This is a genomic window from Sphingomonas sp. GW821-FHT10F11, assembly GCF_058809095.1.
Genome location: NZ_JBXASH010000002.1, coordinates 433,298 through 457,390, shown reverse-complemented (window position 1 = coordinate 457,390; position 24,093 = coordinate 433,298). Strand labels below are relative to the sequence as shown.

Here is a 24,093-nt window from a genome sequence, read left to right as displayed (position 1 = left end):
AACGTCGGTCCCGCGCTCCAAGCCCCTCCACCGCCTTCGGCGGTCCCCCTCCCCGTTCCGGGGAGGAATTTTCACACCATCGTTTCGGGCCGTACCAGTCGGTCGAACGTCGCGGCATCTACCAGCCCAAGCTCCAACCCCGCCTCCTTCAAGGTCAGCCCTTCGGCATGGGCATGCTTGGCGATCTTGGCGGCATTGTCGTAACCGATCTCGGGCGCGAGCGCGGTGACCAGCATCAGCGAGCGGTCGACCAGCTCGGCGATCCGTCCGCGATTCGGCTCAAGCCCGTCGACGCAACGCTCGGCGAATCCCTCCATGCCGACGCTCAGCAGGTGGATCGAGCGCAACAAATTGGCCCCGATCAGCGGCTTGAACACGTTGAGTTCGAGATGCCCCTGCAGCCCGCCGATGGTGATCGCGGCATTGTTGCCCATCACCTGGGCCGCGACCATGGTCAGCATCTCGCACTGGGTGGGATTGACCTTGCCCGGCATGATCGAGCTGCCCGGCTCGTTCGCCGGCAGATCGAGCTCGCCGATGCCCGAGCGCGGGCCGGAACCGAGCAGGCGGATATCGTTGGCGATCTTGGTCAGCGCGACCGCCAGGGTGTTGAGCGTGCCCGACAGATGGACGATCGGATCGTTCGAGGCGAGCGCCTCGAACTTGTTCTCGGCGGTGAAGAAGGGGAGTCCGGTCAGCTCGGACAGCTGCGCCGCGATCGCCTCGCCGAAATCCTTCGGTGCGTTGAGACCCGTGCCGACCGCCGTGCCGCCCTGAGCGAGCTGGCACATGCCGTGCACCACCCCGGGCGTGATGCGCGCGCGACAGCGATAAAGCTGGTTGGCATAGCCGCCGAATTCCTGGCCGAGCGTGACCGGCGTCGCGTCCTGCAGATGCGTGCGCCCGATCTTGACGATGTCGGTCCAGACGTTCGCCTTCGCTTCCAGCGCATCGTGCAGCCGGTCGAGCGCGGGGAACAGCCGCTGCGTCGCCGCCATCGCCGCGGCGATGTGCAGCGCGGTCGGGAAGCTATCGTTGGACGACTGGCTCATATTGACGTGGTCGTTCGGGTGGACCGGCATTTTGCCGCCGCGCGTGCCCGCCAGCATCTCGTTGGCGCGGCCGGCGATCACCTCGTTGACGTTCATGTTGCTCTGGGTACCGGAGCCGGTCTGCCAGATGACCAAGGGGAACTGATCGTCGAGCTTGCCCGAGGCCACTTCGGCAGCCGCCGCCTCGATCGCGTCGGCGATCTTCGGGTCCAAGCCATGCGTGCGGTTCACCCGCGCCGCCGCCTGCTTCACCAGCGCGAGGGCATGGACGATGCCGATCGGCATGCGTTCGGTCTCGCCGAACGGGAAATTCTCGATCGAGCGTTGGGTCTGTGCACCCCAATAAGCGTCCGCAGGGACTTCGATGGCGCCGATCGAATCGGTTTCGGTGCGGGTTTGGGTCATGCGAGGTCACTCCAAATTCCCTCTCCCAGCGGGAGAGGGAGGGAGGCGCGAAGCGCCGGAAGGGTGAGGGCGACGAAGGTCGACCAATCGCCCTCACCCTTCCCAAGCTTCGCTTGGGCCCCTTCCCTCTCCCGCTGGGAGAGGGAGGATTTATTTCTTCCGCTTGAAATCCACCGAGACGACGTTGGATCCGTCCTCGACCGGGGTGACGGTGGGGCCGTCATTTTCCGCCTCGTCATGCGGATCGGGGCCCTCAGGGCCTTCCTGCGCCTGGAAGCGCAGCTCGAAATTGACCGACGGGTCGTGGAAACCCGTCACTGCGGCATAGGGAATGACCAGCTTCGACGGCACCTGGTTGAAGCTCAGCCCGATCGAGAAGCCGGTGTCGGTGACGAGCAGGTCCCAATAGCGGTTCTGCATCACGATGGTCATCTCGTCGGGAAAACGCTCGATCAGCCGCTGCGGGATGTCGACGCCCGCCGCCTGGGTCTTGAAGGTGATGTAGAAATGATGGTCACCGGGAAGTCCACCATTCTCGGCGACCGAGCCGAGCACCCGGCCGACCACGGCGCGTAACGCCTCCTGGACGATCTCGTCATAGGGAATCAGACTATCGGGCAGGCCATCGCTCATGGCGCATGGACTAGCGGGCTTTGAAACCCCGTCAAGATTGCCCGAGCAAGATTGCATGATGGGTGGCGCACGCTATGGGGATGCGCATGCGCACCGCCACCATCTCGCGCTCCACCAAGGAGACGTCGATCGACGTGACCGTCAACCTCGACGGCACCGGCAGCTACACGATCGAGACCGGAATCGGCTTCTTCGATCACATGCTGGAGCAGCTCTCGCGCCATTCGCTGATCGATCTCGAGGTGAAGGCGGTCGGCGATCTGCATATCGACCAGCATCACACGGTCGAGGATGTCGGCATCGCGATCGGCGAAGCGGTCGCCAAGGCGCTGGCCGACAAGAAGGGCATCCGTCGTTACGGCGACGCGCTGTCACCGATGGACGAGACGTTGACCCGCGTCGCGCTCGACATTTCGGGGCGGCCCTATCTCGTGTGGAAATGCGAGTTCTCGCAGAAGCGCCTCGGCGAGATGGACACCGAGATGTTCGAGCACTGGTTCCACAGCTTCGCCGGCAGCGCCGGCCTGACGCTCCATGTCGAGACGCTGTACGGCAAGAACAACCACCACATCGTCGAGAGCGCGTTCAAGGGCCTTGCCCGGGCGCTGCGCACCGCGGTCGAGATCGATCCGCGCAAGGCGGATGCGATTCCCTCGACCAAGGGGACGCTCGGGGGGATTGCGGGTGACTGAGACGCTGGCGCTGATCGATTACGGCGCGGGCAATCTCCATTCAGTCGCCAATGCGTTGAAAGCGGCCGGGGCCGGGAATGTCGCCATCACCGATTCCGCCGATCTGGTGGCGCGGGCCGACCGGATCGTGCTGCCCGGCGTGGGCGCGTTCGGGGCCTGTGCCTCGGCGCTGCGCGCGGTGCCCGGCATGGTCGAGGCGATCGACCGCCGCGTGCGGCACGAGGGCGCGCCGTTCCTCGGGGTCTGTGTCGGCATGCAACTGATGGCCGATGCGGGCGAGGAGAACGGGACTCACCCCGGCCTTGGCTGGATACGCGGCACCGTGCGCCTGCTCACGCCCGGCGATCCCACCGCCAAGGTACCGCATATGGGCTGGAACGACGTCGTTCCCTCCGTCGCGCATCCGCTGATCGAGCCGGGCGAGGCCTATTTCCTGCACAGCTATGCGTTCGAAGGCGAGGATATGATCGCGGCGACCGATCATGCCGGCCCCGTCACCGCGGCGATCGGCCGCGACAATATGCTGGGCGTGCAGTTTCACCCCGAGAAGAGCCAGCGTTATGGGCTGGAGCTGCTCGCGCGTTTCCTGGAGTGGCGGCCATGAGCCTCATCGTCTTCCCTGCGATCGACCTCAAGAGCGGCCAGGTCGTGCGCCTTGCCGAGGGCGATATGGACCGTGCGACCGTGTACGGCGACGATCCCGCCGCCCAGGCGATGATCTTCGCCGGGCAGGGCGCCGAATATCTCCATGTCGTCGATCTCGATGGCGCCTTTGCCGGCGCCTCGGTCAATGGCGAGGCGGTGAAGGCGATTGTCGAGCGCTTCCCCGGCCATGTCCAGCTCGGCGGCGGCATCCGGGACCGTGCGGCGATCGAGCGCTGGTTCGATCTCGGCGTGTCGCGCGTGGTGATCGGCACGGCGGCGCTGGAGAATCCGGAACTGGTGCGCGAGGCGGCACGCGATTTCCCCGGCGGCATCGTCGTCGCAGTGGATGCGCGCGACGGCATGGTCGCGACGCGCGGCTGGGCGGATGTCTCGACGGTCGAGGTGATCGACCTCGCGCGACGGTTCGAGGATGCGGGCGTTGCGTCGCTGCTGTTCACCGATGTCGGGCGTGACGGCATGCTCAAGGGGTGTAACGTCGAGGCGACCGTCGATCTGGCACGGGCGGTGCGGATCCCGGTGATTGCGTCGGGCGGCGTGAAGGGGATCGCCGAGATCCATGTGCTCGCGCTGCATGCGGTGGATGGGGTCGAAGGCGTCATCACCGGGCGGGCGCTCTATGACGGGCGGCTTGACCTGACTGCGGCGCTCAACGTGGCGGCGGCGGCGTGAGATGACAGTCCGCGCCCGCGTCATCCCCTGTCTCGACGTCGCCAATGGCCGCGTCGTGAAGGGCGTCAACTTTATCGATCTGCGCGACGCGGGCGATCCGGTCGAGCAGGCCCGCGCCTATGACGCGGCCGGGGCGGACGAACTCTGCTTCCTCGACATCACCGCCAGCCATGAGGCACGCGGCACCATCCTCGACGTGGTGCGCCGCACCGCGGAGGTGTGTTTCATGCCCGTCACCGTCGGTGGCGGGGTACGCAGCGCTGAGGATGCCCGCGCTCTGCTCCTCGCCGGGGCGGACAAGGTGGCGGTCAACTCCGCCGCCGTGTCGCGGCCCGAGGTCGTCTCCGACATCGCCGACCGCTTCGGCAGCCAATGCTGCGTCGCCTCGATCGATGCGCGCCGGGTCGGCGATCATTGGGAGGTGTTCACCCATGGCGGGCGGCGGGAAACCGGCATCGACGCGGTCGAGCATGCGCTGAAGCTGGTCGCGCTCGGCGCGGGCGAGCTGCTCGTCACCTCGATGGACCGCGACGGCACGCGCGACGGGTACGACCTGTCGCTGATCCGCACCATCGCCGATCAGGTCGCCGTGCCGGTGGTCGCGTCGGGCGGCGTCGGCGGCCTGCAGGATCTGGTGGCAGGGGTTCTCGAAGGTCATGCGAGCGCGGTGCTGGCGGCCTCGATCTTCCATTTCGGCGAGGCGAGCATCGCCGACGCCCATGCCGCGCTGGCGGCTGCGGGCGTGCCGGTGCGGACGCCGCTCTCGGCTTGATTACCCCATCCGTTCGTTTCGAGCGAAGTCGAGAAACCATGCACAACGCTTGAGGCTTGTTTCTCGACTTCGCTCGAAACGAACGGGAGAGGGAGTCGGGCAACGGAAAGTTAGGAGCCCTCGGCTAAGAGAAGCCATGCGTTTCCTCGCCGCCCTTTTCCTCGCCGGTCCCGCCTGGGCCGCGCACAGCGGCGTGGCCAAGCCGCGCACCAGCCCCGAACTCTCCGACATCGCGCTGTTCGTGATGGCCGCGATCGGGATCTGGCTGGTCCGGCGCACCTTGCGCGCGCGCTTCGCCAAGCGCCCGAAGGCCGAAACCCTAAAGGATTGACCTTCTCGCTCGTCCGGGGCAGCCCGCGCTGATGGCCGATGATTTCCTCGATACGCTCGAAAGCGTGATCCGCGCGCGCAAGGGCGGTGATCCCGACACCTCCTATGTCGCGAAGCTCTTTACGAAGGGCCGCGCCAAGATCGCGCAGAAGCTTGGCGAGGAAGCGACCGAAACGGTGATCGCCGCGATCAGGGACGATCGCGCGGAAATCACCAGCGAAGCGGCCGATCTGGTCTTCCACCTGCTCGTATTGCTGGCGGATGCCGATGTGTCGCTCGACGACGTGCGCGCCGAGTTGCGGCGCCGAGAAGGCGTATCCGGGATTGACGAGAAGGCCAGCCGTTCTTCCTGACATCGGAGGGGAATTTATGCCGATCGACGCCACCAAACCCTATGACGACCAGAATATCTTCGCGAAGATCCTGCGCGACGAGATCCCGTCGAAGCGGGTCTATGAGGACGACTTCGCCATCGCCTTTCACGACATCAACCCGCAGGCGCCGACGCATATCCTGGTGATCCCGCGCGGCCCCTATGTCTCCTGGGACGATTTTAGCGCCAAGGCCTCCGACGCGGAGATCGCGGGTTTCGCGCGCGCGGTCGGCACCGTCGCGCGCGACGCAGGGCTGGTCGCGCCAGGATACCGCCTGCTTGCCAATACCGGCCTCCAGTCCGGGCAGGAGGTGCCGCACCTGCATGTCCATATCTTCGCCGGCGCGCCGCTGGGGCCGATGCTCGCGCGCTGACGCTTTTCGCCGCGCCGCCGCGGTCCGGCGCGTTTGGGGATTGCGCCCTCTTGATTTCAGGCTAGGCTCCCGCGATCGAAAATCGGCGGCGCTCGAGCGCTGCCATCGGCGAAATCCGGCGGCACCGCGGTGCCGCAATTGGGGGATCCCTATTTCATGATATTCGGACGCATCAAATCGCTCGACGCCATATTGGCGACGGCCGAGAAAAAATCGCTTACGCGATCGCTGGGCGCCTTCCAGCTGACGATGCTCGGCATCGGCGCTGTGATCGGCACCGGCATCTTCGTGCTGACGGCGGAGGCCGCGCAAAAGGCCGGCCCCGGCATGATGGCCTCGTTCGTCATTGCCGGCTTCGTCTGTGCGGTCGCCGCGCTCTGCTATGCCGAGATGGCGGCGATGGTACCTGTCTCCGGCTCCGCCTATACCTATAGCTATGCCGTGATGGGCGAGCTGATCGCCTGGATGGTCGGCTGGGCGTTGATCCTGGAATATGCGATCGCCGCCGGCGCCGTCTCGGTCGGCTGGTCCGGCTATGTCGTCGGGCTGATCGAGCACGCTTTCGGCATCGACATACCGAACATGCTCGTACGCGGCCCCTATGATGGCGGGCTGATCAACCTGCCGGCCATGCTGATCGCCTCGCTCGTCACCTGGCTGCTGGTGATCGGCACCAAGGAGAGCGCGATGGTCAACGCCGTTCTGGTGGCGATCAAGGTCGCGGCGCTGACCCTGTTCATCATCCTCGCCGTACCCGTGATCAACATGGAGCAGTTCACGCCCTTCGCGCCGCTCGGCTTCGCCGGCATCTCGGCTGCCGCCGCCTCGATCTTCTTCGCTTATGTCGGCTTCGACGCGGTCTCGACCGCAGCCGAGGAAACCAAGAACCCACAACGCAACATGCCGATCGGCCTGATCGGCTCGCTCGGCATCTGCACCATCTTCTACCTGCTCGTCGCCGCCGGCGTCATCGGCAGCGTCGGCGCCCAGCCGGTCGCCAGTCCAAGCGGTCAGCCGCTGTCGCCGGGCAGCGCCGAGCTCGCCAGCCAGTGCGCCGCGATCAAGGATGCGGCCGTCGTCTGCTCGAAGGAAGCCCTGGCCTGGACGCTGCGTGAAATCGGCTGGCCTCAGGTCGGCAACCTGATCGGCCTCGCCGCCGGCCTCGCTCTGCCGTCCGTCATCCTGATGATGATGTTCGGTCAGACCCGCATCTTCTTCGTGATGAGCCGCGACGGCCTGCTGCCCGCGGTCTTCTCGAAGATCCACCCGCGCTTCCATACGCCGCATGTCATCACCATCCTGACCGGCGGCTTCGTGGCGCTGTTCGCGGCTTTCTTCCCGGTCGGCATCCTCGCCGACATCTCCAACTCGGGAACGCTGTTCGCCTTTGCCGCCGTGTCGATCGCGGTGATGGTGCTGCGCCGTACCGACCCTGACCGTCGCCGCCCGTTCCGCACCCCGGCGATCATGTTCACCGCACCGATCGCCATCCTTGGCTGCATCTACCTGTTCTTCAGCCTGGGCATGGCGACCAAGCTGATGTTCCTCGGCTGGGCCGCGATCGGCCTGGTCGTGTATTTCGTCTATAGCTACAGCCGTAGCCATGTCGGGCGTGGCAATGTCGAGGTCCATGAGACCGACGCCGATGCACCGCCGCAGCCGGTGCCGCCGATCGTGGAATAACCGGCCCGCACGGGCAAAGAAAAAGGGGCCGGGGATCACTCCCCGGCCCCTTTTTCGTGGGTGCGAAGGAACGTGAGCGCTTAGCCCAGCTTCTCCGCCACCAGTGCCTTCATGTCGCACATCGGCCGCGCGCCGTAATGCGAGATGATCTCCGCCGCGCAGATCGCGCCGAGGCGGAGCGACTGCTCCAGGCTCTTGCCTTGTGCCTGGCCCGACAGGAAGCCGGCCGCGAACAGATCGCCCGCGCCGGTGGTATCGACCACCTTCTCGATCGGCTCCGCCCCGCACGAAGCGCGCTGGCCGTTGGAGATGGCGATCGCGCCCTTCTCGCTGCGCGTCACCACCAGGGTCGGCACCTGCGCTGCCGCAGCGGCGACCGCTGCCTCGAAATCCTCGGTCTCCATCAGCGCGAGGATCTCGGCTTCGTTGGCGAACATGATATCGACCAGGCCCTTGGCCATCAGGTCGCGGAAATCGCCGCCATGACGCGAGATGCAGAACACGTCGCTGAGCGTGAAGGCGACCTTGCGGCCGGCCTTGCGCGCGACCTCGATCGCGGCGCGCATCGCCTTGCGCGGTTCCTCGGGATCCCAGAGATAGCCCTCGAGATAGAGGATCGCGCCCGAGGCGATCAGGTCGCGGTCGAGCGCACTCTCGGGCAGGAACTGCGACGCGCCGAGAAAGGTGTTCATCGTGCGCTGCCCGTCGGGCGTGACGAAGATCAGGCAGCGCGCCGTGGTCGGCTCGCCGTCGCGCGCTTCGGTGGTGAAGGCGACGCCGGTCGCGCGGATATCATGCGCGAACACCTCGCCGAGCTGGTCGTTCGCCACCTGGCCGATGAAACCCGCGGTGCCGCCAAGCGCCGCGATCGCCGCGACGGTGTTCGCCGCCGACCCGCCGCTCGCCTCGATCCCCGGGCCCATCTTGGCATAGAGCGCATCGGCCTCGGCCGGCGAGAACATCAGCTGCATCGAGCCCTTGGCCATGCCCTGCTCGGTGATGAACGCGTCTTCGGCCTGGGAAAGCACGTCGACGATCGCGTTGCCGATCGCAACCACGTCATAGGTTGGGCTGGTCAAGTCAGTCTCCTGGATGGGAATACCGGCCGGCCGTAATGGCGCGCGCAAGAGAGCGCAACAGTCTGGACTTGAGGGTCTGCCCCGTTACACCGGCCCGATGCTCCGCGCCTTCTTCCTGTCGGTCGGCCAGCTCGGCGATCCGAAGATCATCCGGGTCTTCCTGAAATCGCTCGGGGTGACCCTGGTGCTGCTTGTCCTGTTCGGCGTCGCCATGTGGTATGGCGCGCAAGGGCTGGTCGCCTGGATGGGGGCGGGTGCCGAGACCGGCGGCTGGGTCGGCGCTGCGACGGTGCTGCTGTGGCTGGGTGCCGCCTTCTTCCTGTTCCGTGCGATCGCCGTCGCGGTGGTCGGTATCTTCGCCGACGATGTGGTCGCCGCGGTCGAGGGGAAGCACTATCCCGAAGCACTGGCCGAGGCGCGCGACGTGCCCTTCGGCCGATCGGTGAGGATGGGGCTTGGCTCGGCCGGGCGGCTGATCCTGATCAACCTCGCGGTGTCGCCGCTCTATCTGCTGCTGCTGATCACCGGGGTCGGCACGGCGCTGCTGTTCTTCATCGTCAATGGCTGGCTGCTCGGCCAGGATCTGGGAGAGATGGTCGCCGCGCGTCACGTGCCGCACAAGGGCATGAAGAACTGGCGCGGTTCGACCAGCTTCCAGCGTTTCGCGCTGGGGCTTGCCGGCACCGCTTTGTTCCTGGTGCCGATCCTCAACCTCGTCGCACCCGTTCTCGGTGCGGCGATGGCCACTCACCTGTTCCATGGAAGACGGCGGGTATGAAAGTGTTTGCGTCATGAAGAGACTGGCCCTCGCGATCCTGCCGGCGCTGATGCTCGCCGGGTGCGGCGGCGCGGGCGTGGCCCCCCGCCCGGCCCGCGCGGCGCCGGTGCCGATCCCGATTCCCATCCCCGGCGGCACCGCGGCCGGCCTCGACCGGGTGATCGGCCAGACCGGCAATACGTTGATCGGCCTGTTCGGCCAGCCCGCCGCCGACGTCCGCGAGGGCAATGCGCGAAAACTCCAGTTCGGCAACGCGATCTGCGTGCTGGATGCGTATCTCTACCCCAAGGGGCGCGGCGAGGCCGTCGTCACCTATGTGGATGCGCGGCAGACCAATGGCAGCCCTATCGACCGGGCGAGCTGTGTCGGGGCGCTGAGCGTGGGACGGACGGGGGTGCGGTAAAAGAAAGCCCCTCCCCTTCAGGGGAGGGGCTTTTCGCTGCAGCCCACTCGCCCCGCACCGTCTCTTCTTCCTCGCATGCCGCACGGGCATCGCGCTCCGCACCGAACCGCTCCGCATCCAACCGCCCCAGCGCCCAAACCGCCGCCCCGCGCACCACCGGCGCAGCGTCCCCCAGCAACCCCGCCACCGGCTCCACCAGCCCAGCCGCCCCGCTGTTCCCCGCAGCGATCAGGCAATTGCGCACCATCCGGTCCCGCCCGATCCGCTTGATCGGCGACCCCGCAAACACTTCGCGAAAACCCGCATCGTCGAGCGCCAGCAAATCGGCCAAGGCAGGCGCGGCCAGTTCCGCACGCGGCGCAAAGGCCTTGTTCGCGCTCGCCGCCGCAGCGAACTTGTTCCACGGGCACACCGCCAGGCAATCGTCGCACCCGTAAATCCGGTTGCCCATCGCCGCGCGGAATTCATGCGGGATCGGCCCGGCATGCTCGATCGTCAAATAGGAAATGCACCGCCGCGCATCGAGCCGGTACGGCGCCGGGAAGGCATCGGTCGGGCATGCCGTCTGGCACGCATCGCACGATCCGCAGGTCTGGCGGCCCGGCGCGTCCGGTACCAAATCGAGCGTCGTGTAGATTGCGCCCAGGAACAGCCAGCTGCCATGCTCCCGGCTGACCAGGTTGGTGTGCTTGCCCTGCCAGCCCAGCCCCGCCGCCTCGGCCAGCGGCTTCTCCATCACCGGCGCGGTATCGACGAACACCTTCAGGTCCACGTCCTTCACTTCGGCGACCAGCCACCGTGCCAGCGCCTTCAGCGCGCGCTTGACCACGTCATGATAGTCGGCGCCCTGCGCATAGACCGAGATGCGGCCCTTATCCCCCTCCCCGGCCAGTGCCAGCGGATCGACGGCGGGCGCGTAGCTCATACCCAGCGCGATCACGCTCTTCACCTCGGGCCACAGCCCGGCGGGGCTCTCGCGGTGATGCGCGCGCGCCTCCATCCAGATCATGTCGCCATGCATGCCCTCGCCCAGCCATTGGCGAAGCCGCTCGGCGGTACGCGGCGCGGCGTCCGCCCGCGCGATCCCGCACGCGGCGAAGCCGAACTCCAGCGCCTTCGCGTTCAACCGTTCGTTGAGGGCAATCTCGTCACGCACGCGCACCCGCTATCATAGCGGCCAGAAAATGTGACCCACCTCGCTTGAGTGTCGAGAGGTCGAGACACATTAACGAACCGCTGGTATCTGGCGTGCACGTCCCGTTCGGGGCGAACGGAAGGTGAGACTTGATAACCGACAATCTGGCGATCAGCGCCACCGGGCTGGTCAAGAAATTCGGCGGCCGCCGAGTCGTGGACGGCATCGACATCGCGGTGCCCAAGGGCCTGATCTACGGCGTGCTCGGCCCCAATGGCGCCGGCAAGACCACCACCTTGCGCATGCTGCTCGGCATCATCGAGCCCGATGGGGGGACGCGCACCCTGCTCGGCCATGAGCGCCCCCGCGAAGTGAGCGATCGGGTCGGCTATCTGCCCGAGGAACGCGGGCTTTATCCAGCGATGAAGGCGAAGGACGCGATCGCCTTCATGGGCGCGCTGCGCGGCCTCGACCTCAAGACCGGCCGCAAGCGCGCGGTGGCCCTGATGGAGGGTGCCGGCCTCGGCCATGCGGTCGACAGCAAGATCCGCAAATTGTCGAAGGGCATGGCACAGCTCGTCCAGTTGCTCGGCTCGGTCGTGCACGAACCCGATCTGCTGGTGCTCGACGAGCCCTTTTCCGGCCTCGACCCGGTCAATCAGGATCGGCTCGAAGCGCTGATCGTCGCCCAGCGCGATCGCGGCGCCACCATTCTCTTCTCCACCCATGTCATGGCCCATGCCGAGCGGCTGTGCGACCGGCTCACCATCATCGCCGGCGGCAAGGCGCGGTTCGAGGGCACGGTGGCGGACGCGCGCGGCAAGCTGCCGATGCGTGCTCATTATGTGCCGCATTTCGAAGGAGAGGGCATCGCCGCCCTGCTCCCGCCCGATGCGGAGCGCGACGGCGATGGCTGGCGCTTCATCGTGCCCGACAGCGGGGTGGAGGATATCCTGAAACGATTGATCGACGGGGGCTTCGGCATCTCCGGCCTCGCCATGGAGCGGCCCGGCCTGCATGACGCGTTCGTCCGCATCGTCGGACCGGGCGCCCTGAAGGACCAGGTAGAAGACGCGGAGCTGGCGGCATGAGCGCCTTCCCTCCCGGCAATCTCCGCCGCCTCGTCCGCCAGACCCTGACCATCGCGCGCCGCGATTTCGTCGCGACCGTGTTCACGCCGATGTTCCTGGTGTTCCTGTTCACGCCAGTGCTGATGCTGTCCTTCGGGCTGATCGGTGGCATGGGCGCTTCGTCGGTCACCAGTGCCTCGGTCGAGAAGGCCAGCATCGTCGCGATCGTCGCCCCTGCGCAGCAGGAGGCGATGCGCGCCGCCGACGCGCGCCTGCGCCAGCTTTATGCCCGGGACGACCGGCCACCGGCCCTCGTCATGCAGGCCCCGGCGGACAACCCCGCCGGCCAGGCGCATGTGGCGTTCAGCGACAAGGGCAACGACGCGTCCGCGGCGATGTTCGGCGATCTGACGCGCCCGACCATCCTCTATGGCGGTTTCGGCCGGCGCGACGCGAATTTCCTCGCCCAGCTCGCCGAGGAAACGCTGCGCATGGAAAAGAGCGGCACCGCCGCGCTCAGCACGCCGACCCTCACCTCGATCGCCCGCGCCGCGCCGACGCCGACCGGCAACAAGCGCTCCGCCTTTTTCGCGGTGTTCGGCATCTTCTTCCTGACGCTGTTCCTCGCCGGCCAGGCCGTCGGCACCATGGCGGAGGAACGCAGCAACAAGGTGGTCGAAGTACTCGCCGCCGCGGTACCGCTCGAGGCGGTGTTTTTCGGCAAGCTGATCGGCATGTTCGGGTCGGCGCTGCTATTCATCGGCTTCTGGGGCACGCTCGCCAGCCAGATCGACATGCTCGTGCCGGTTGGGTTTGGTGCCGCGTTCCGCGACATCGGCCCGGCGGTCGGCATGCCCGTCTTCTCGCTGCTGTTCGTCGCCTATTTCGCCATGGCCTATATGCTGCTCGGCGCGGTGTTCATGGGCGTCGGCGCCCAGGCGAGCACCCCGCGCGAACTCCAGCTCCTGTCGCTGCCGATCACCATCCTGCAGATCATCATCTTCGGCCTGTCGGTCCAGGCGGTGTCGAGGCCCGACAGCTGGCTGGCGATCGCGATCGAGATTTTCCCGTTCAGCTCGCCCTATGCGATGGCCGGGCGCGCCGCGAACCTGCCGAACCTCTGGCCGCATGTCGCGGCGCTCGCCTGGCAGTTGCTGTGGGTCGCGATCGTCATCGCCGTCGCCGCCCGCGCCTTCCGCCGCGGCGTGCTGCAATCGGGCAGCGGCAAGATCAACTGGAAGGGGTTGATCGGGCGGTGAACTCTTCCCCTCTCCCGGCGGGAGAGGGGAATAAGAAGCGTTCCGCCTCCGCTAACCACCATCTCGCCGATCCCGTTGCAAATCACAATTGACATGAGTGTCAGTTAAGGCTTTCCTATCGTCAAAGGAGAGCTGACAATGGCGACACAGGCGCTGGACATGGTCGAAACGGCGGTCGATCCGCTCGATGTGAGCCGGCCGGAACTCTACCGCGACGATGTGTGGCAGGCGCCCTTCCGCCAGCTCCGCGCCGAATCGCCGGTCCATTATGTCGAGCAGTCCGGCTTCGGCCCCTATTGGTCGGTCTCGACCTACAAGCCGATCGTCCAGGTCGAATCGCTGCCGGAGATCTATTCGTCCCAGGCCGGCGGCATCACGCTGGCCGACTTCATCGAGAATTCGCCGACCGATGTGCGCATGCCGATGTTCATCGCGATGGACCGGCCCAAGCATACCGGCCAGCGCCGCACCGTCGCGCCCGCCTTCACGCCGAGCGAGATGGTCCGCCTCTCCGACAATATCCGCGGCCGCACCGGCGAGATTCTCGACAGCCTCGAATGGAACAAGGAATTCGACTGGGTCGACACCGTCTCGATCGAGCTGACCACGCAGATGCTCGCGATCCTGTTCGACTTTCCGTGGGAGGACCGGCGCAAGCTGACCTTCTGGTCCGACTGGGCCGGCGATATCGAGCTGGTGAAGACCGAGGAGCTGCGCCTCGAACGCCTCAAGCACATGTATGAATGCGGCGGCTATTTTCAGAATCTGTGGAACCAGAAGCTCGGCAAGGAGCCCACGCCCGATCTCATCTCGATGATGATGCACTCGGACGCCATGGCCGAGATGGACCAGATGGAGTTCCTCGGGAACCTGATCCTGCTGATCGTCGGCGGGAACGACACGACACGCAATTCGATGACCGCAGCGGCCTATGGCCTCGACCTGTTCCCCGACGAGCGCGCCAAGCTGGAGGGCGATCCGTCGCTGATCCACAACACGGTGCAGGAGATCATCCGCTGGCAGACCCCGCTCGCCCATATGCGCCGCACCGCGACCGAGGACACCGAGCTTGAAGGGCAGCAGATCAAGGCCGGCGACAAGCTCGCGCTCTGGTATCTCTCGGCCAATCGCGACGAGAGCGTGTTCGAGAATGCCGACAAGATCATCGTCGACCGCGGCAATGCGCGGCGGCATCTGGCATTCGGCCATGGCATCCACCGCTGCGTCGGCGCGCGGCTGGCTGAACTGCAGATCTCGACGCTGCTCGAGGAAATGGCCAAACGCCGCATGCGGGTGAATGTGGTCGGTGAGCCCGAGCGCGTCGCTGCCTGCTTCGTCCATGGCTATCGCAAGCTGCCGGTAGAGATCAGCAAATACTGACCTATTTCCCTCTCCCAGCGGGAGAGGGAGTAAAGTACAGCCTACGCCGATTGGGTGCGCGCCCGCATCGCCCACAGCGTGAACCCAACGCCAATGATCGCCGGCAACGTCACCGCCGGAAAATCCTGCGCGATCGCCGACGTCCCGCAAATGCCGACCGCCACTTCCCACAAATGAAACAGCGCGTGCCCTGCGAGCCAGAAGCTCGCCGCGCCCCATAAGGGAACCCGCATCGCCGGGCGCGCGGCGCCCCAGATATAGGCCGCGCCGATCAGCACGAAGATCAGCCCGATGTCGCGGATGAAATGCTGGTTGAACGGGCCGGTCGTGGTGACGCCGGGCACCGCAAAATACCAGTCGGCCGGCACGGCGAGCATGATCAGGCCGTTGGCGACCGCGCCAAGGCCGAGAATCGCTGCGAGAATCGGAATCGTGCTTCGCATTATTGTCCTCCCGGAATGACAGTCTGCGTCTGGCCGAAGGCGAGCGCGACATGGGCCAGCTTGTCGGGGTTGCGCATGATGTAGATCGCCGCGATCCGCCCGTTGCGGATCTCCAGCGCGGTAGTCTGCAATATCTCTCCGCGATCGATGCTGACATAGCCGGGCAGCCCGTCGATCGAGACCGGCTTCAGCATGACCGGCCGATAGACATGCTTGCGCGCCAGCCCGGCGAACATGCGCAGCACCTTGGCCACGCCGAGGATCGGGTTGCGGAAGGCAAGCACGCGCCCGCCACCATCGGAATAGACCGCCACATCGTCCGCCAGCATGGTCTGCAATGCCGCGACATCGCCGTCGCGCGCGGCCGCGAAAAAGGCACGCGTGATGCGGTCCGCCTCGGCCTGCTCGACGGGATAGCGCGGCCGGGCCGTCCTGACATGCTTGCGCGCCCGCACCGCCATCTGCCGCACGGCCGCCGCATCGCGGTCGAGTGTGCCCGCCACCTCGTTCAGCGCCACGCCGAACACGTCGTGCAGCAGGAAGGCGGCGCGCTCCAGCGGCGACAGCCGTTCGAGCGCGAGCATCAGGGTCAGAGTCAGGTCGTCGGCCTGCCCGTCCTCGGTCGCCTCGACCAGCGGATCGGGCAGCCATTCGCCGATATAGGTTTCACGCCGCACTCGGGCCGAGCGCATCTGGTCGAGGCACAGCCGGGTCACGATGCGAGTGAGGTAGGCGGCCGGCACATCGACCGATTCCTCGACCCGCGACCAGCGCAGCCAGGCGTCCTGCACTACATCCTCGGCCTCGGAGACCGAGCCGAGCATGCGATAGGCGAGGCGCAGCAGCCGCGGCCGCTGCGCCTCGAACAGCTCTGCCGCGGGCTCAGGCCGCGACACTGGTGCGTTCCGCCGGATGCGGCGCGCGGAAGCCCACCTGCAGCCGGTTCCAGACGTTGATCGAACCGATCAGCAGGGTGAGTTGAACCTGCTCGGCCTCGCTGAAATTGGCCTTTACCGGCTCATAATCGGCGTCGGGCGCGTGGGTTTCGGCGAGCCGGGTCAGCGCTTCGGTCCAGCTCAGCGCGGCGCGCTCGCGGTCGCTGTACAGGGTCGATTCGCGCCACGCCGGCAGCATGTACAGCCGCATCTCGCTCTCGCCGGACTTGCGCAGGTCGGTCGAGTGCATGTGGATGCAATAGGCACAACCGTTCATCTGCGACGCACGGAGCCGAACCATCTCCATCAGGTTATGGCCGAGGCTGGAGCCTTCGAAGCTCGTCTCGAGCGCCATCATCGCCTTGATGCTCTCGGGCGCCAGCATATGGGGGTTACGAACACGTGCGGTCATTGTCTGTCTCCAGGCGTGCATCATGCACGCATGCAGACTTGACGGGATAGCCCCGGCGAGTGTGACATGGGGTTGGGAATTTATTTTTGGGGCCTGGCTCGCGCGTCACTGGCTTCGCTTGCATCTCGTCCGGCCAATGTCGCGTACCTATATCCGCATCACCGCTACGCCCGAGGACGATCATGACCCCAGACCGCCGCAGCTTCCTGACTCTCGCCGGCACCGGCGCCGCAGCCTTCGCGCTGTTCGGCTGCCGCGGCAGCGCCTCGGCCGGCCCGCCCGAAACATTCGAAGTGACGATGACCGACGCTCAGTGGAAGGCGAAGCTCTCCCCCGCCGCCTATCGCACGCTGCGCCACGAGGCGACCGAGACGCCCTTCACCAGCCCGCTCAATGACGAGCATCGAGCCGGCATCTTCGCCTGCGCCGGCTGCGGGCTGCCGCTCTATTCGTCGAAGACCAAGTTCGACAGCGGCACCGGCTGGCCGAGCTTCTGGGCGCCGCTGGAGAATGCGGTGCGCACCCGCGAGGATCGCACGCTCGGCTTCTCGCGCATCGAGGTCCATTGCCGGCGGTGCGGCGGGCATCTAGGCCATGTGTTCGATGATGGGCCGAAGCCGACTGGCAAGCGCTATTGCATGAACGGCGTGGCGATGACGTTCCGTCCGGGGAAGGCGTAATTCTTATCCCTCTCCCTTGAGGGAGAGGGTTGCGCAGACTTGGTCTCGCTTCTTCAGCGAGGCCTAGTCGGAGCTGGGAGAGGGTGATGCGCTCGCTCTTCAGCGAGCGCGCTTGTGGCCCCACCCTCTCCAACCTGCGCTAGGCAGCAAGCTGCCAAGCTTCGGTATCCTCTCCCCTCAAGGGAGAGGAAGGAAGGTCAGAAGCTGATCTCGTCCGACATGCCGAGCGACGCGATCGTCACCGGCGCGATCGGCTCCTGCGTCTCGGTCTCGACGGTATCGGTGTCGGCGGCGCGATCCGAATAGATGAAGCCCTTGGTCGGGTAGGAACTGGTACCCAGGCCGCCATTCGGGCCGTACCACACTTTGACCATGCTCCAGTCGCCGGCCTCGGACACGTCGATCGCACGGACGTTGCGCTCGATCCCGCCGCGGCGCGACCAATTGGCATGGGTCAGCAGCACCTCACGGTCGCTGACGACCTCGCTCACCATCGCGACATGGCCGAGGCGCATTCTGCCGGTGGAAGCGAAAGCGAGGACGGCGCCGACCTTCGGCGCATGGCCGCGGGCATAACGGCCGGCCGCCTGGTTCCACCAGGTGTTGGCGTTGCCGTGGATCGCGATGCCGGAAATGGTACGGGCATAGGGCGCGCACTGCCAGAACTGCGCCATTGCGGGGGTCGTCGCCATCAGGCTGCACGAAACCACCAGCGCCAAACGCGCTGCAAACGCCCGGAAATTCATGTGGCCCCCTCAGGTCCAGCGAAACTCGTGAGCCTCTAAAAGCAGGTCGAGCCCGCATGGGGAACCCCACCACCCCGACGAAGGGAACCTTTTAGGACGAACCGTGTTTACGAGGCGATGACTGGCCCTCGCCGCACGCCGATCGGCGTGCGCGGAGCAATGCGCGCTCGCCAAGTCGCCGCATCATCGGTAGAATCACCTTCATGAAATCCCTCGCCCCGGCCCTGTGCCTGCTCCTTCTCGCCTGTGCGGACCGGAGCGGCACGGGCGGCAACGACAATGTCCTGCTCAACGAGAACGAGGCTGCGGTCGCGCTGAGCCCCGGCACGCAGCCGGTGCGGATCGGCGAAGGCGGCCCCGCCTTCCAGGCCTGCAACAGCCTGGGCCGCGTGGTGAACCTGCCCAGCGGCGAAGCCTATCTGCCGGTGCGCGCCGCACCCTTCGCCGAGGCGGACGAACTGATGCGGCTCGAGGCGGGCGCGCAGCTTCGCGTCTGCACCCGCTCGATCGACCAGCGCTGGATGGGCGTGGTGGTCGCGCCGAAGGAAGCGCCCGAGACGGATTGCGGCGTTGCGGCGCCGGTCGCTTCGCCGCGCGCTTATACCGGCCCGTGCAAATCGGGCTGGGTATCGAGCGCCTTTATCCGCCTGATCGCGGGCTAGGTTCTCAACCTGGACCTCACGGCGCGTGCGGCGCGCCCTCGCGTTCCGCCGCCGCGGTGCTCCGCGCCAGCCGCGCCTCATGCTCCGCCCGGCCGAACGGGAAACGCGCATAACAGAGCCCGGCCAGGCCGTAGAACAGCAGTTCGAGGCAGATGAAGACCAGGGTCAGCCGGTCGATCGTCGCCACCGGCACCTGTCCCGGCTTGGCCGCAGCGGGGAAAGCCGCGAACGCCAGGATCGCCCCGGCCATGAAGATGCCGAGCCCGCCGACCATCTTCTGCACGAAGAAGCCGCCGGCATAGAAGACGCCCTCGGACCTCTTGCCTGTGCGCGTCTCCGATTCCTCGACCACATCGGCCAGCATCGCCGCGCCCAGGATGAAGGCGCCCACGCTGCACGCCGTATTGACCAGGAAGATCACCAGCAGGATCGGCAGCATCGTCGGCGACCCGGGCTCGGGGAACAGCCCGAGCAGCCGCAGGATATAGGGCGAGACAAGCAGGGTTGCGCTGACGAAGGACAGCATCATGCCGACCCGCGGCTTGTTGCCGCCTTTGGTCAGCATCGGCGCGATGAAGAAGGCGCCGACCGCGCCGAGCAGCAGCGCCAGCGACAGCCATTGATAGTCCGATCCCTCGAACCGCCAGACATAGGTGTACATGTAATTGGACAGCGCGAAGGAGATGCCCTGCGCGGTATAGGCGAACACGCCCGCCGCCATCAGCACCAGGAACGCCTTGTTCGAAATGGTCGCGCGGAACTGCGCGAAATGCGTGCCGAAGCTCGCGGTCGATTTCGGCACCTTGGGCAGATGCTTGATCTCGTGGTGCAGGCCGATCGACGAGATGATGATCGACAGCGCCATGACGATCGCGGCGAACAGCGCCATGCGCGAATAGCCATCGCCATTCTGCAAGCCGACCGGATGAGTCGCATCGGGCACCAGGAACACGGCATAGGCCAGCGACAACATCGCCAGCCCCCCGCCCCAGCCGAACAGATAGCGGTAGGAGAAGAGCCGGGTCCGCTCGTCATAGTCGGAGCTGAGTTCGGGCCCGAGCGCCGAAGACGGGATCTCGAATGCCGAGAGCGCGATGCGCACCAGCAGCGCGCTGCCGAACACATAGAAGAGCGTCGCCGTCTCCGACCAGTGCGGTGGATTCCACAGCAGCAGCCAGCCGATCGCGACCGGCAGGGCAGAGGCGTACATCCAGGGATGCCGCCGCCCCCAGCGGCTGCGCGTGTGATCGGAGAAATAGCCGACCGCCGGGTCGACGAACGCCTCGACCACCAGCGCGCACATGATGGCGATGCCGACGCTGCTCGCCGGCAGGCCGATCACCTGATTGTAGAACAGCAGCAGGAAGGTCGCGAAACCATTGTCCTTCACCCCGTACGCGATCGATCCGACACCGAACGACCAGCGGCTCCGCGCGCCGAGCTTGCGCTGCGGCGGCGCGGCGATCAGGACACCACTCAAGACGCGAACTTCTCGAGCGCGGCGAACATCGACGGCGCCTCCGCATCCCAGCTATGGCGCGGCCCGATCGTCATGCCGCCGTCGACCGTGATGTGCGTGCCGGTGACGAAGCCCGCATCGTCGCTCGCCAGATAGGCGACCGCGGCGGCGATATCCTCGGGCTTTCCGGCGCGCTGCAGGGGTTGGGCATGCGTCGCTATACCCCGAATCATGTCGTTGGCCATGGCGCGTTTCTCGCCATCGATGCTTAACGCCGCGGTGAAGATGTTCGTCGTGATGAAGCCGGGGCAGACCGCGTTCACCCGGATATTGTACCGCGACAGATCGGCGGCGGCCATCGTCGTCAGGTGCAGCACGCCCGCCTTGGCCACCGAATAGGCGGTCGGCGCGGCGCCGGCCTGCAGCGCCGCGATCGAGGCGGTATTGACGATCGCCCCGCCGCCCCGCGCGATCATCAGCGGGGCGGCGTAACGAATGCCCATCGCGACCGACCGCAGCAGCAGCGCCTGGGTGCGGTCCCAATCTTCCGCCGAAATCTCCCCGATCGGATCACGCGACCCGCCAGCGCCGGCATTGTTGAACACGACATCCAGTCCGCCTGCCGCATCGGCCGCGGCCATCAGCGCGGCGATATCCCCGACCTTCGTCACATCGGTGCGCAGGAAATGGATTCGCCCGTTCGAGGTCGCCGCGACATCCTGCCCGCCGGCGTCGTCTATATCGCCGATCCACACCTCGGCGCCCTCCTCGGCGAGCCGCAACGCCGTCGCGCGGCCGATCCCCGAAGCGCCGCCGGTCACCACGGCGCGCTTGCCCGAAAAGCGCATTCCATTCTCCTGTATCTCGATTTTGGTCAGCATAGTATGGGGTTTGGCCCGGTCAATGCGGGCTTTTTGGAATTTCGGGTTTGCATATGCTTGCGAGACGGCAGCCCCTCCACTACGACCCGTCACCCCGGACTTGTTCCGGGGTCCATTCCTCCTCACGCGCTGACGCCGGGGGAGAGATGGACCCCGGAACAAGTCCGGCATGACGATGGAGAGACTGAAGCGTGGCCCTTGATCCCGAAACCTTCGACGCACTGATCGACATGGTACGCCGCTTCGTCACCGAGCGCCTGCGCCCGCTCGAAGCCGTTGTCGAGGAAGCCGATGCGATCCCCGCCGACGTGCTGCGCGAGATGCGCGACATGGGCCTGTTCGGCCTGTCGATCGCCGAGGAGCATGGCGGCCTCGGCCTCACCATGAGCGAGGAAGCGCGGGTCGCGATCGAGTTCGGCCGCACCAGCCCGGCCTTCCGTTCCGCCTTCGGCACCAATGTCGGCATCGGTAGCCAGGGCCTGGTCATGGCCGGCTCGGACGAACAGAAGGCACACTGGCTGCCCCGCATCGCCAGCGGCGAGATCGTCACCAGCTTCGCCCTGACCGAGCCCGATGTCGGCAGTGATTCGGGCAGCGTGAAGACAAGGGCGGTGAAGGACGGCGGCGTTTATCGCCTGACCGGTACCAAACGCTTCATCACCAATGCCGACAAGGCCGACCTGTTCACCGTCATGGCGCGCACCGGCGAGGAGCCCGGCGGTCGCGGCGTCTCCGCCTTCCTCGTGCCGCGCGACCTGCCTGGCCTGTCGATCGGCGAACCCGAAAAGAAGATGGGGCAAAAGGGCGCGAAGGTCGCGGACGTGATCCTTGACGATGTGCCCGTGCCCGCGGCCAACATGCTCGGCGTCGAGGGCGAGGGCTTCAAGATCGCGATGCGCGTGCTCGATCGCGGGCGGCTGCACATCGCCGCAGTGTGCATCGGCGTGGCCGAGCGGCTGATCGCGGATTCGGTCGCCTATGCGACCGAACGCAAGCAGTTCGGCAAGCCGATCGCCGAGCACCAGCTGATCCAGGCGATGATCGCCGATTCCAAGACCGAGGCGCTCGCCGCCCGGGCGCTCGTATTGGAAACAGCGGCCGCCAAGGATGCGGGCAAGGACGTGGTGATGGAATCGGCGGCCGCGAAATATTTCGCGTCCGAGATGGTCGGCCGTGTGGCCGACCGCGCCGTGCAGATCTTCGGCGGCGCAGGCTATATCGCTGATTACGGCATCGAACGCCTGTACCGCGACGTGCGCCTGTTCCGGATCTACGAGGGCACCAGCCAGATCCAGCAACTCATCATCGCCCGCGAGACGATCAAGCGCGGAGGGTAAAAACAATCCGTCACCCCGGACTTGTTCCGGGGTCCACCGTTGACCTTTTCCACCACCCGATGAGTTCGCGGCACGGTGGATGCCGGAACAAGTCCGGCATGACGAAAATGGAGAGACAAGACATGGACACCACCAAGCTTTTCCGCCTCGACGGCCGTGCCGCCCTCGTCACCGGCGGCTCGCGCGGCATCGGCCGGATGATCGCGGCGGGATTCATCGCCCAGGGCGCGACCGTCTACATCTCCTCGCGCAAGGCCGAGGCGTGTTTCGAGGCCGCGAAGGAACTGGGCGAGAAATGCATTCCTCTGCCCCAGGACGTCTCCACCGTGGCTGGCTGCAAGGCGCTCGCTGCCCAGCTTGCCGAGCATACCGACAGACTCGACATCCTGGTCAACAATGCCGGCGCGGCCTGGGGCGAACCGTTCGAGAATTTCCCGGAAAAAGGCTGGGACAAGGTGATGGACCTAAATGTGAAGTCACCCTTTTTCCTCACCCAGGCGCTCCACCCAGCGCTGAAGGCGGCGGCCAGCCGGGATCGTCCGGCCAAGGTGATCAACATCACCTCGATCGACGGCCAGCGACTCAATCCGTGGGAAACCTACAGCTATCACGCCTCGAAATCGGCGCTGATCTACCTGACCAAGCGCATGGCCGCGCGGCTGATCATGGATTCGATCAACGTCACCTCGATCGCCCCCGGCGCCTTTGCCAGCGAGATGAACAAGGCCGCGCGCGACCATGGCGAGGCGATCGCCAAGGGCATTCCTGCGAAGCGCATCGGCGTGGACGAGGACATGGCCGGCGCCGCGATCTATCTCGCCAGCCGCGCCGGCGATTATGTGGTGGGCGACACGATCACGGTCGATGGCGGCCTGGTGAACGCAGCGCTGGGGACGAGCCTCGACACCTAACTGGGTTCCTCCCCGCACTGGGAGGAATTCCTCCTAACGCCGCATTCACCCTCCCGAAACACCCGGTCTTCACTCCCCATCGGCGACAGCGGCCCGTCGCGCGCCGGGGGAAAATCGATGCTCGTGAAGAGCCTGCTCATCAGTGTCACCGTGGTGGCGGTCAGCGTCTATGCGACCCGCCCGACCGTCTATAACCGCGACATCGACCGCCCGGTCGGCGACGTCATTGCCGCGATCCAGGACGGCGACATCCGCCGGCAACCGGGCGAGCCGGGCACCGATCCGTCCCGGTCGGGCGGCGTGCTGCCGGTCATCAATGCCTGGCGCACGGCCGACAGCGTGACCTGGATCGTCAAGAGCCGCGATCAGACTGCGATGACCATGACCGCGAAGCTCACCCCGATCCATGGCGGCGCCGGCACCAGGCTCACCGCCTGGGTGGACAAGGGCAATGCCGACCCCGACTATGTGTCGCCCGCCTTCCGCTCGCCCGGCATCACCAGGGGGCTGTTCGTCGGCATGCTCGAAAAGGAGCTGAGCCTGCTGACCGGCGACAAGCGCCATGTGATGGTGATCGATCCGCCGCCCCTGACCGTGGTCACCGAGCAAGGCGCAAAAGCCCCCGATGGCCGCCAGACCTATCGCATCCACGCGTTCGGATCCCAGGAGCCGCAGCCGACCCGGGTCGAGGACGATGTGGCGGAACCGCTCCAGCGCATGCGGCCATCGGCCGATGATCCGATTCAGCGCATGCAGCCCTCGGTCGATGCCCCGCCGGGATCGCGCTCACCCACGGTGTCGTTCGAACCCGGCAAGCCGATGGTTGATCCGTCCAGGCCTTAATTTGCTCCTCCCCGTTCCGGGGAGGAAGTAG

The 24,093-nt window shown here is 66.3% G+C and carries 28 protein-coding genes; 18 read left to right on the top strand and 10 right to left on the bottom strand.

Features of this window, described 5'->3' with window-relative positions:
• Window positions 1-71: 71 nt before the first annotated feature.
• Window positions 72-1,457 carry a class II fumarate hydratase gene (gene fumC, locus AC1RT8_RS08490; protein ID WP_493075171.1) on the bottom strand — a complete coding sequence of 462 codons (1,386 nt, stop codon included), beginning with the start codon at window positions 1,455-1,457 and terminating at the stop codon, window positions 72-74.
• 150 nt (window positions 1,458-1,607) lie between these two features.
• Window positions 1,608-2,090 (bottom strand): SspB family protein, encoded by a 483-nt coding sequence (locus tag AC1RT8_RS08485; RefSeq protein WP_372849525.1) that lies wholly within the window; start codon window positions 2,088-2,090, stop codon window positions 1,608-1,610.
• A gap of 86 nt (window positions 2,091-2,176) precedes the next feature.
• Between AC1RT8_RS08485 and hisB the strand changes: the two genes are divergently transcribed.
• From hisB to AC1RT8_RS08445, 8 genes are all read left to right on the top strand, one after another.
• Window positions 2,177-2,782: an imidazoleglycerol-phosphate dehydratase HisB gene (gene hisB / locus AC1RT8_RS08480; protein ID WP_493075170.1), complete on the top strand. Its 606-nt coding sequence runs from the start codon at window positions 2,177-2,179 to the stop codon at window positions 2,780-2,782.
• Window positions 2,775-3,386 (top strand): imidazole glycerol phosphate synthase subunit HisH, encoded by a 612-nt coding sequence (hisH, locus tag AC1RT8_RS08475; RefSeq protein WP_493075169.1) that lies wholly within the window; start codon window positions 2,775-2,777, stop codon window positions 3,384-3,386. The genes hisB and hisH overlap by 8 nt, the downstream gene beginning before the upstream one ends.
• Window positions 3,383-4,117 carry a 1-(5-phosphoribosyl)-5-[(5-phosphoribosylamino)methylideneamino]imidazole-4-carboxamide isomerase gene (gene hisA, locus AC1RT8_RS08470; RefSeq protein WP_493075168.1) on the top strand — a complete coding sequence of 245 codons (735 nt, stop codon included), beginning with the start codon at window positions 3,383-3,385 and terminating at the stop codon, window positions 4,115-4,117. The genes hisH and hisA overlap by 4 nt, the downstream gene beginning before the upstream one ends.
• A 1-nt stretch (window position 4,118) precedes the next feature.
• Entirely contained in the window at window positions 4,119-4,889 is a 771-nt protein-coding gene (gene hisF, locus AC1RT8_RS08465) for an imidazole glycerol phosphate synthase subunit HisF (protein ID WP_493075167.1), read from the top strand.
• Window positions 4,890-5,025: 136 nt separating this feature from the next.
• Entirely contained in the window at window positions 5,026-5,220 is a 195-nt protein-coding gene (locus AC1RT8_RS08460; protein ID WP_493075166.1) for a hypothetical protein, read from the top strand.
• A gap of 31 nt (window positions 5,221-5,251) precedes the next feature.
• On the top strand, window positions 5,252-5,572 hold the full coding sequence (locus AC1RT8_RS08455; protein WP_493075165.1) for a phosphoribosyl-ATP diphosphatase: 321 nt from the start codon (window positions 5,252-5,254) through the stop codon (window positions 5,570-5,572).
• A 16-nt stretch (window positions 5,573-5,588) separates the two neighbouring features.
• Window positions 5,589-5,966 carry a histidine triad nucleotide-binding protein gene (locus tag AC1RT8_RS08450; protein ID WP_493075164.1) on the top strand — a complete coding sequence of 126 codons (378 nt, stop codon included), beginning with the start codon at window positions 5,589-5,591 and terminating at the stop codon, window positions 5,964-5,966.
• Between the two features lie 156 nt (window positions 5,967-6,122).
• A complete protein-coding gene (locus AC1RT8_RS08445; RefSeq protein ID WP_493075163.1) occupies window positions 6,123-7,649 on the top strand; it encodes an amino acid permease in 1,527 nt (508 codons plus the stop codon).
• An 80-nt stretch (window positions 7,650-7,729) separates the two neighbouring features.
• Here the strand turns inward: AC1RT8_RS08445 and AC1RT8_RS08440 are convergent, their stop codons facing one another.
• Entirely contained in the window at window positions 7,730-8,728 is a 999-nt protein-coding gene (locus AC1RT8_RS08440) for an adenosine kinase (RefSeq protein ID WP_493075162.1), read from the bottom strand.
• Window positions 8,729-8,825: 97 nt separating this feature from the next.
• Here AC1RT8_RS08440 and AC1RT8_RS08435 point away from each other — a divergent pair, with 97 nt between their 5' ends.
• Together AC1RT8_RS08435 and AC1RT8_RS08430 are read left to right on the top strand one after the other, a co-directional pair.
• Window positions 8,826-9,506, top strand: coding sequence for an EI24 domain-containing protein (locus tag AC1RT8_RS08435; protein WP_493075161.1), 681 nt, complete (start codon window positions 8,826-8,828; stop codon window positions 9,504-9,506).
• Window positions 9,507-9,519: 13 nt separating this feature from the next.
• Window positions 9,520-9,909, top strand: coding sequence for a hypothetical protein (locus tag AC1RT8_RS08430; protein ID WP_493075160.1), 390 nt, complete (start codon window positions 9,520-9,522; stop codon window positions 9,907-9,909).
• Here AC1RT8_RS08430 and queG read toward each other — a convergent pair.
• Window positions 9,851-11,065: a tRNA epoxyqueuosine(34) reductase QueG gene (gene queG / locus AC1RT8_RS08425; protein WP_493075159.1), complete on the bottom strand. Its 1,215-nt coding sequence runs from the start codon at window positions 11,063-11,065 to the stop codon at window positions 9,851-9,853. The two genes, AC1RT8_RS08430 and queG, sit on opposite strands and share 59 nt — an antisense overlap.
• Before the next feature lie 131 nt (window positions 11,066-11,196).
• Here queG and AC1RT8_RS08420 point away from each other — a divergent pair, with 131 nt between their 5' ends.
• From AC1RT8_RS08420 to AC1RT8_RS08410, 3 genes are all read left to right on the top strand, one after another.
• Window positions 11,197-12,135, top strand: coding sequence for an ABC transporter ATP-binding protein (locus AC1RT8_RS08420; protein ID WP_493075574.1), 939 nt, complete (start codon window positions 11,197-11,199; stop codon window positions 12,133-12,135).
• The gene (locus AC1RT8_RS08415) at window positions 12,132-13,373 is read left to right on the top strand and encodes an ABC transporter permease (RefSeq protein WP_493075158.1); all 1,242 of its coding nucleotides are present in this window, start codon (window positions 12,132-12,134) and stop codon (window positions 13,371-13,373) included. The genes AC1RT8_RS08420 and AC1RT8_RS08415 overlap by 4 nt, the downstream gene beginning before the upstream one ends.
• A 138-nt stretch (window positions 13,374-13,511) precedes the next feature.
• Complete coding sequence (locus AC1RT8_RS08410; RefSeq protein WP_493075157.1) at window positions 13,512-14,753, top strand: cytochrome P450; 1,242 nt, start codon at window positions 13,512-13,514, stop codon at window positions 14,751-14,753.
• Window positions 14,754-14,794: 41 nt separating this feature from the next.
• Here the strand turns inward: AC1RT8_RS08410 and AC1RT8_RS08405 are convergent, their stop codons facing one another.
• Genes AC1RT8_RS08405 through AC1RT8_RS08395 form a run of 3 tightly spaced genes read right to left on the bottom strand, consistent with a single transcriptional unit; the run spans window position 14,795 to window position 16,543 of the window.
• Entirely contained in the window at window positions 14,795-15,196 is a 402-nt protein-coding gene (locus tag AC1RT8_RS08405) for a hypothetical protein (protein ID WP_493075156.1), read from the bottom strand.
• Window positions 15,196-16,092, bottom strand: coding sequence for a sigma-70 family RNA polymerase sigma factor (locus AC1RT8_RS08400; protein WP_493075155.1), 897 nt, complete (start codon window positions 16,090-16,092; stop codon window positions 15,196-15,198). The genes AC1RT8_RS08405 and AC1RT8_RS08400 overlap by 1 nt, the downstream gene beginning before the upstream one ends.
• Window positions 16,079-16,543, bottom strand: a complete 465-nt coding sequence (locus AC1RT8_RS08395) for a carboxymuconolactone decarboxylase family protein (protein WP_493075154.1) — start codon at window positions 16,541-16,543, stop codon at window positions 16,079-16,081. Before AC1RT8_RS08395 ends, AC1RT8_RS08400 begins: the two co-directional genes overlap by 14 nt.
• 182 nt (window positions 16,544-16,725) lie before the next feature.
• Between AC1RT8_RS08395 and msrB the strand changes: the two genes are divergently transcribed.
• Complete coding sequence (gene msrB, locus AC1RT8_RS08390) at window positions 16,726-17,223, top strand: peptide-methionine (R)-S-oxide reductase MsrB (protein ID WP_493075153.1); 498 nt, start codon at window positions 16,726-16,728, stop codon at window positions 17,221-17,223.
• Window positions 17,224-17,420: 197 nt separating this feature from the next.
• Here msrB and AC1RT8_RS08385 read toward each other — a convergent pair whose 3' ends face one another.
• The gene (locus tag AC1RT8_RS08385) at window positions 17,421-17,969 is read right to left on the bottom strand and encodes a CHAP domain-containing protein (protein ID WP_493075152.1); all 549 of its coding nucleotides are present in this window, start codon (window positions 17,967-17,969) and stop codon (window positions 17,421-17,423) included.
• Window positions 17,970-18,172: 203 nt separating this feature from the next.
• Between AC1RT8_RS08385 and AC1RT8_RS08380 the strand changes: the two genes are divergently transcribed.
• The gene (locus AC1RT8_RS08380) at window positions 18,173-18,631 is read left to right on the top strand and encodes a hypothetical protein (RefSeq protein ID WP_493075151.1); all 459 of its coding nucleotides are present in this window, start codon (window positions 18,173-18,175) and stop codon (window positions 18,629-18,631) included.
• A 16-nt stretch (window positions 18,632-18,647) separates the two neighbouring features.
• Here the strand turns inward: AC1RT8_RS08380 and AC1RT8_RS08375 are convergent, their stop codons facing one another.
• Both AC1RT8_RS08375 and AC1RT8_RS08370 read right to left on the bottom strand, forming a co-directional pair.
• Entirely contained in the window at window positions 18,648-20,111 is a 1,464-nt protein-coding gene (locus AC1RT8_RS08375) for an MFS transporter (RefSeq protein ID WP_493075150.1), read from the bottom strand.
• The gene (locus AC1RT8_RS08370) at window positions 20,108-20,938 is read right to left on the bottom strand and encodes an SDR family NAD(P)-dependent oxidoreductase (RefSeq protein WP_493075573.1); all 831 of its coding nucleotides are present in this window, start codon (window positions 20,936-20,938) and stop codon (window positions 20,108-20,110) included. Before AC1RT8_RS08370 ends, AC1RT8_RS08375 begins: the two co-directional genes overlap by 4 nt.
• Before the next feature lie 224 nt (window positions 20,939-21,162).
• On the opposite strand from AC1RT8_RS08370, the gene AC1RT8_RS08365 reads away from it, so the two are divergent.
• The 3 genes from AC1RT8_RS08365 (at window position 21,163) to AC1RT8_RS08355 (ending at window position 24,062) form a co-directional block, all read left to right on the top strand.
• Window positions 21,163-22,308, top strand: coding sequence for an acyl-CoA dehydrogenase family protein (locus AC1RT8_RS08365; RefSeq protein ID WP_493075149.1), 1,146 nt, complete (start codon window positions 21,163-21,165; stop codon window positions 22,306-22,308).
• Window positions 22,309-22,430: 122 nt separating this feature from the next.
• The gene (locus tag AC1RT8_RS08360; protein WP_493075147.1) at window positions 22,431-23,219 is read left to right on the top strand and encodes an SDR family oxidoreductase; all 789 of its coding nucleotides are present in this window, start codon (window positions 22,431-22,433) and stop codon (window positions 23,217-23,219) included.
• 117 nt (window positions 23,220-23,336) lie between these two features.
• Window positions 23,337-24,062 carry a hypothetical protein gene (locus tag AC1RT8_RS08355; RefSeq protein ID WP_493075146.1) on the top strand — a complete coding sequence of 242 codons (726 nt, stop codon included), beginning with the start codon at window positions 23,337-23,339 and terminating at the stop codon, window positions 24,060-24,062.
• Window positions 24,063-24,093 lie beyond the last annotated feature (31 nt).

What these genes read in the sequence shown, in the direction of transcription:
- fumC (WP_493075171.1), bottom strand. Translation starts at nt 1,457, where the DNA reads ATGACCCAAACCCGCACCGAAACCGATTCGATCGGCGCCATCGAAGTC.
- AC1RT8_RS08485 (WP_372849525.1), bottom strand. Translation starts at nt 2,090, where the DNA reads ATGAGCGATGGCCTGCCCGATAGTCTGATTCCCTATGACGAGATCGTC.
- hisB (WP_493075170.1), top strand. Translation starts at nt 2,177, where the DNA reads ATGCGCACCGCCACCATCTCGCGCTCCACCAAGGAGACGTCGATCGAC.
- hisA (WP_493075168.1), top strand. Translation starts at nt 3,383, where the DNA reads ATGAGCCTCATCGTCTTCCCTGCGATCGACCTCAAGAGCGGCCAGGTC.
- hisF (WP_493075167.1), top strand. Translation starts at nt 4,119, where the DNA reads ATGACAGTCCGCGCCCGCGTCATCCCCTGTCTCGACGTCGCCAATGGC.
- AC1RT8_RS08460 (WP_493075166.1), top strand. Translation starts at nt 5,026, where the DNA reads ATGCGTTTCCTCGCCGCCCTTTTCCTCGCCGGTCCCGCCTGGGCCGCG.
- AC1RT8_RS08455 (WP_493075165.1), top strand. Translation starts at nt 5,252, where the DNA reads ATGGCCGATGATTTCCTCGATACGCTCGAAAGCGTGATCCGCGCGCGC.
- AC1RT8_RS08450 (WP_493075164.1), top strand. Translation starts at nt 5,589, where the DNA reads ATGCCGATCGACGCCACCAAACCCTATGACGACCAGAATATCTTCGCG.
- AC1RT8_RS08445 (WP_493075163.1), top strand. Translation starts at nt 6,123, where the DNA reads ATGATATTCGGACGCATCAAATCGCTCGACGCCATATTGGCGACGGCC.
- AC1RT8_RS08435 (WP_493075161.1), top strand. Translation starts at nt 8,826, where the DNA reads ATGCTCCGCGCCTTCTTCCTGTCGGTCGGCCAGCTCGGCGATCCGAAG.
- AC1RT8_RS08430 (WP_493075160.1), top strand. Translation starts at nt 9,520, where the DNA reads ATGAAGAGACTGGCCCTCGCGATCCTGCCGGCGCTGATGCTCGCCGGG.
- AC1RT8_RS08415 (WP_493075158.1), top strand. Translation starts at nt 12,132, where the DNA reads ATGAGCGCCTTCCCTCCCGGCAATCTCCGCCGCCTCGTCCGCCAGACC.
- AC1RT8_RS08410 (WP_493075157.1), top strand. Translation starts at nt 13,512, where the DNA reads ATGGCGACACAGGCGCTGGACATGGTCGAAACGGCGGTCGATCCGCTC.
- AC1RT8_RS08405 (WP_493075156.1), bottom strand. Translation starts at nt 15,196, where the DNA reads ATGCGAAGCACGATTCCGATTCTCGCAGCGATTCTCGGCCTTGGCGCG.
- AC1RT8_RS08395 (WP_493075154.1), bottom strand. Translation starts at nt 16,543, where the DNA reads ATGACCGCACGTGTTCGTAACCCCCATATGCTGGCGCCCGAGAGCATC.
- msrB (WP_493075153.1), top strand. Translation starts at nt 16,726, where the DNA reads ATGACCCCAGACCGCCGCAGCTTCCTGACTCTCGCCGGCACCGGCGCC.
- AC1RT8_RS08385 (WP_493075152.1), bottom strand. Translation starts at nt 17,969, where the DNA reads ATGAATTTCCGGGCGTTTGCAGCGCGTTTGGCGCTGGTGGTTTCGTGC.
- AC1RT8_RS08380 (WP_493075151.1), top strand. Translation starts at nt 18,173, where the DNA reads ATGAAATCCCTCGCCCCGGCCCTGTGCCTGCTCCTTCTCGCCTGTGCG.
- AC1RT8_RS08370 (WP_493075573.1), bottom strand. Translation starts at nt 20,938, where the DNA reads ATGCGCTTTTCGGGCAAGCGCGCCGTGGTGACCGGCGGCGCTTCGGGG.
- AC1RT8_RS08360 (WP_493075147.1), top strand. Translation starts at nt 22,431, where the DNA reads ATGGACACCACCAAGCTTTTCCGCCTCGACGGCCGTGCCGCCCTCGTC.
- AC1RT8_RS08355 (WP_493075146.1), top strand. Translation starts at nt 23,337, where the DNA reads ATGCTCGTGAAGAGCCTGCTCATCAGTGTCACCGTGGTGGCGGTCAGC.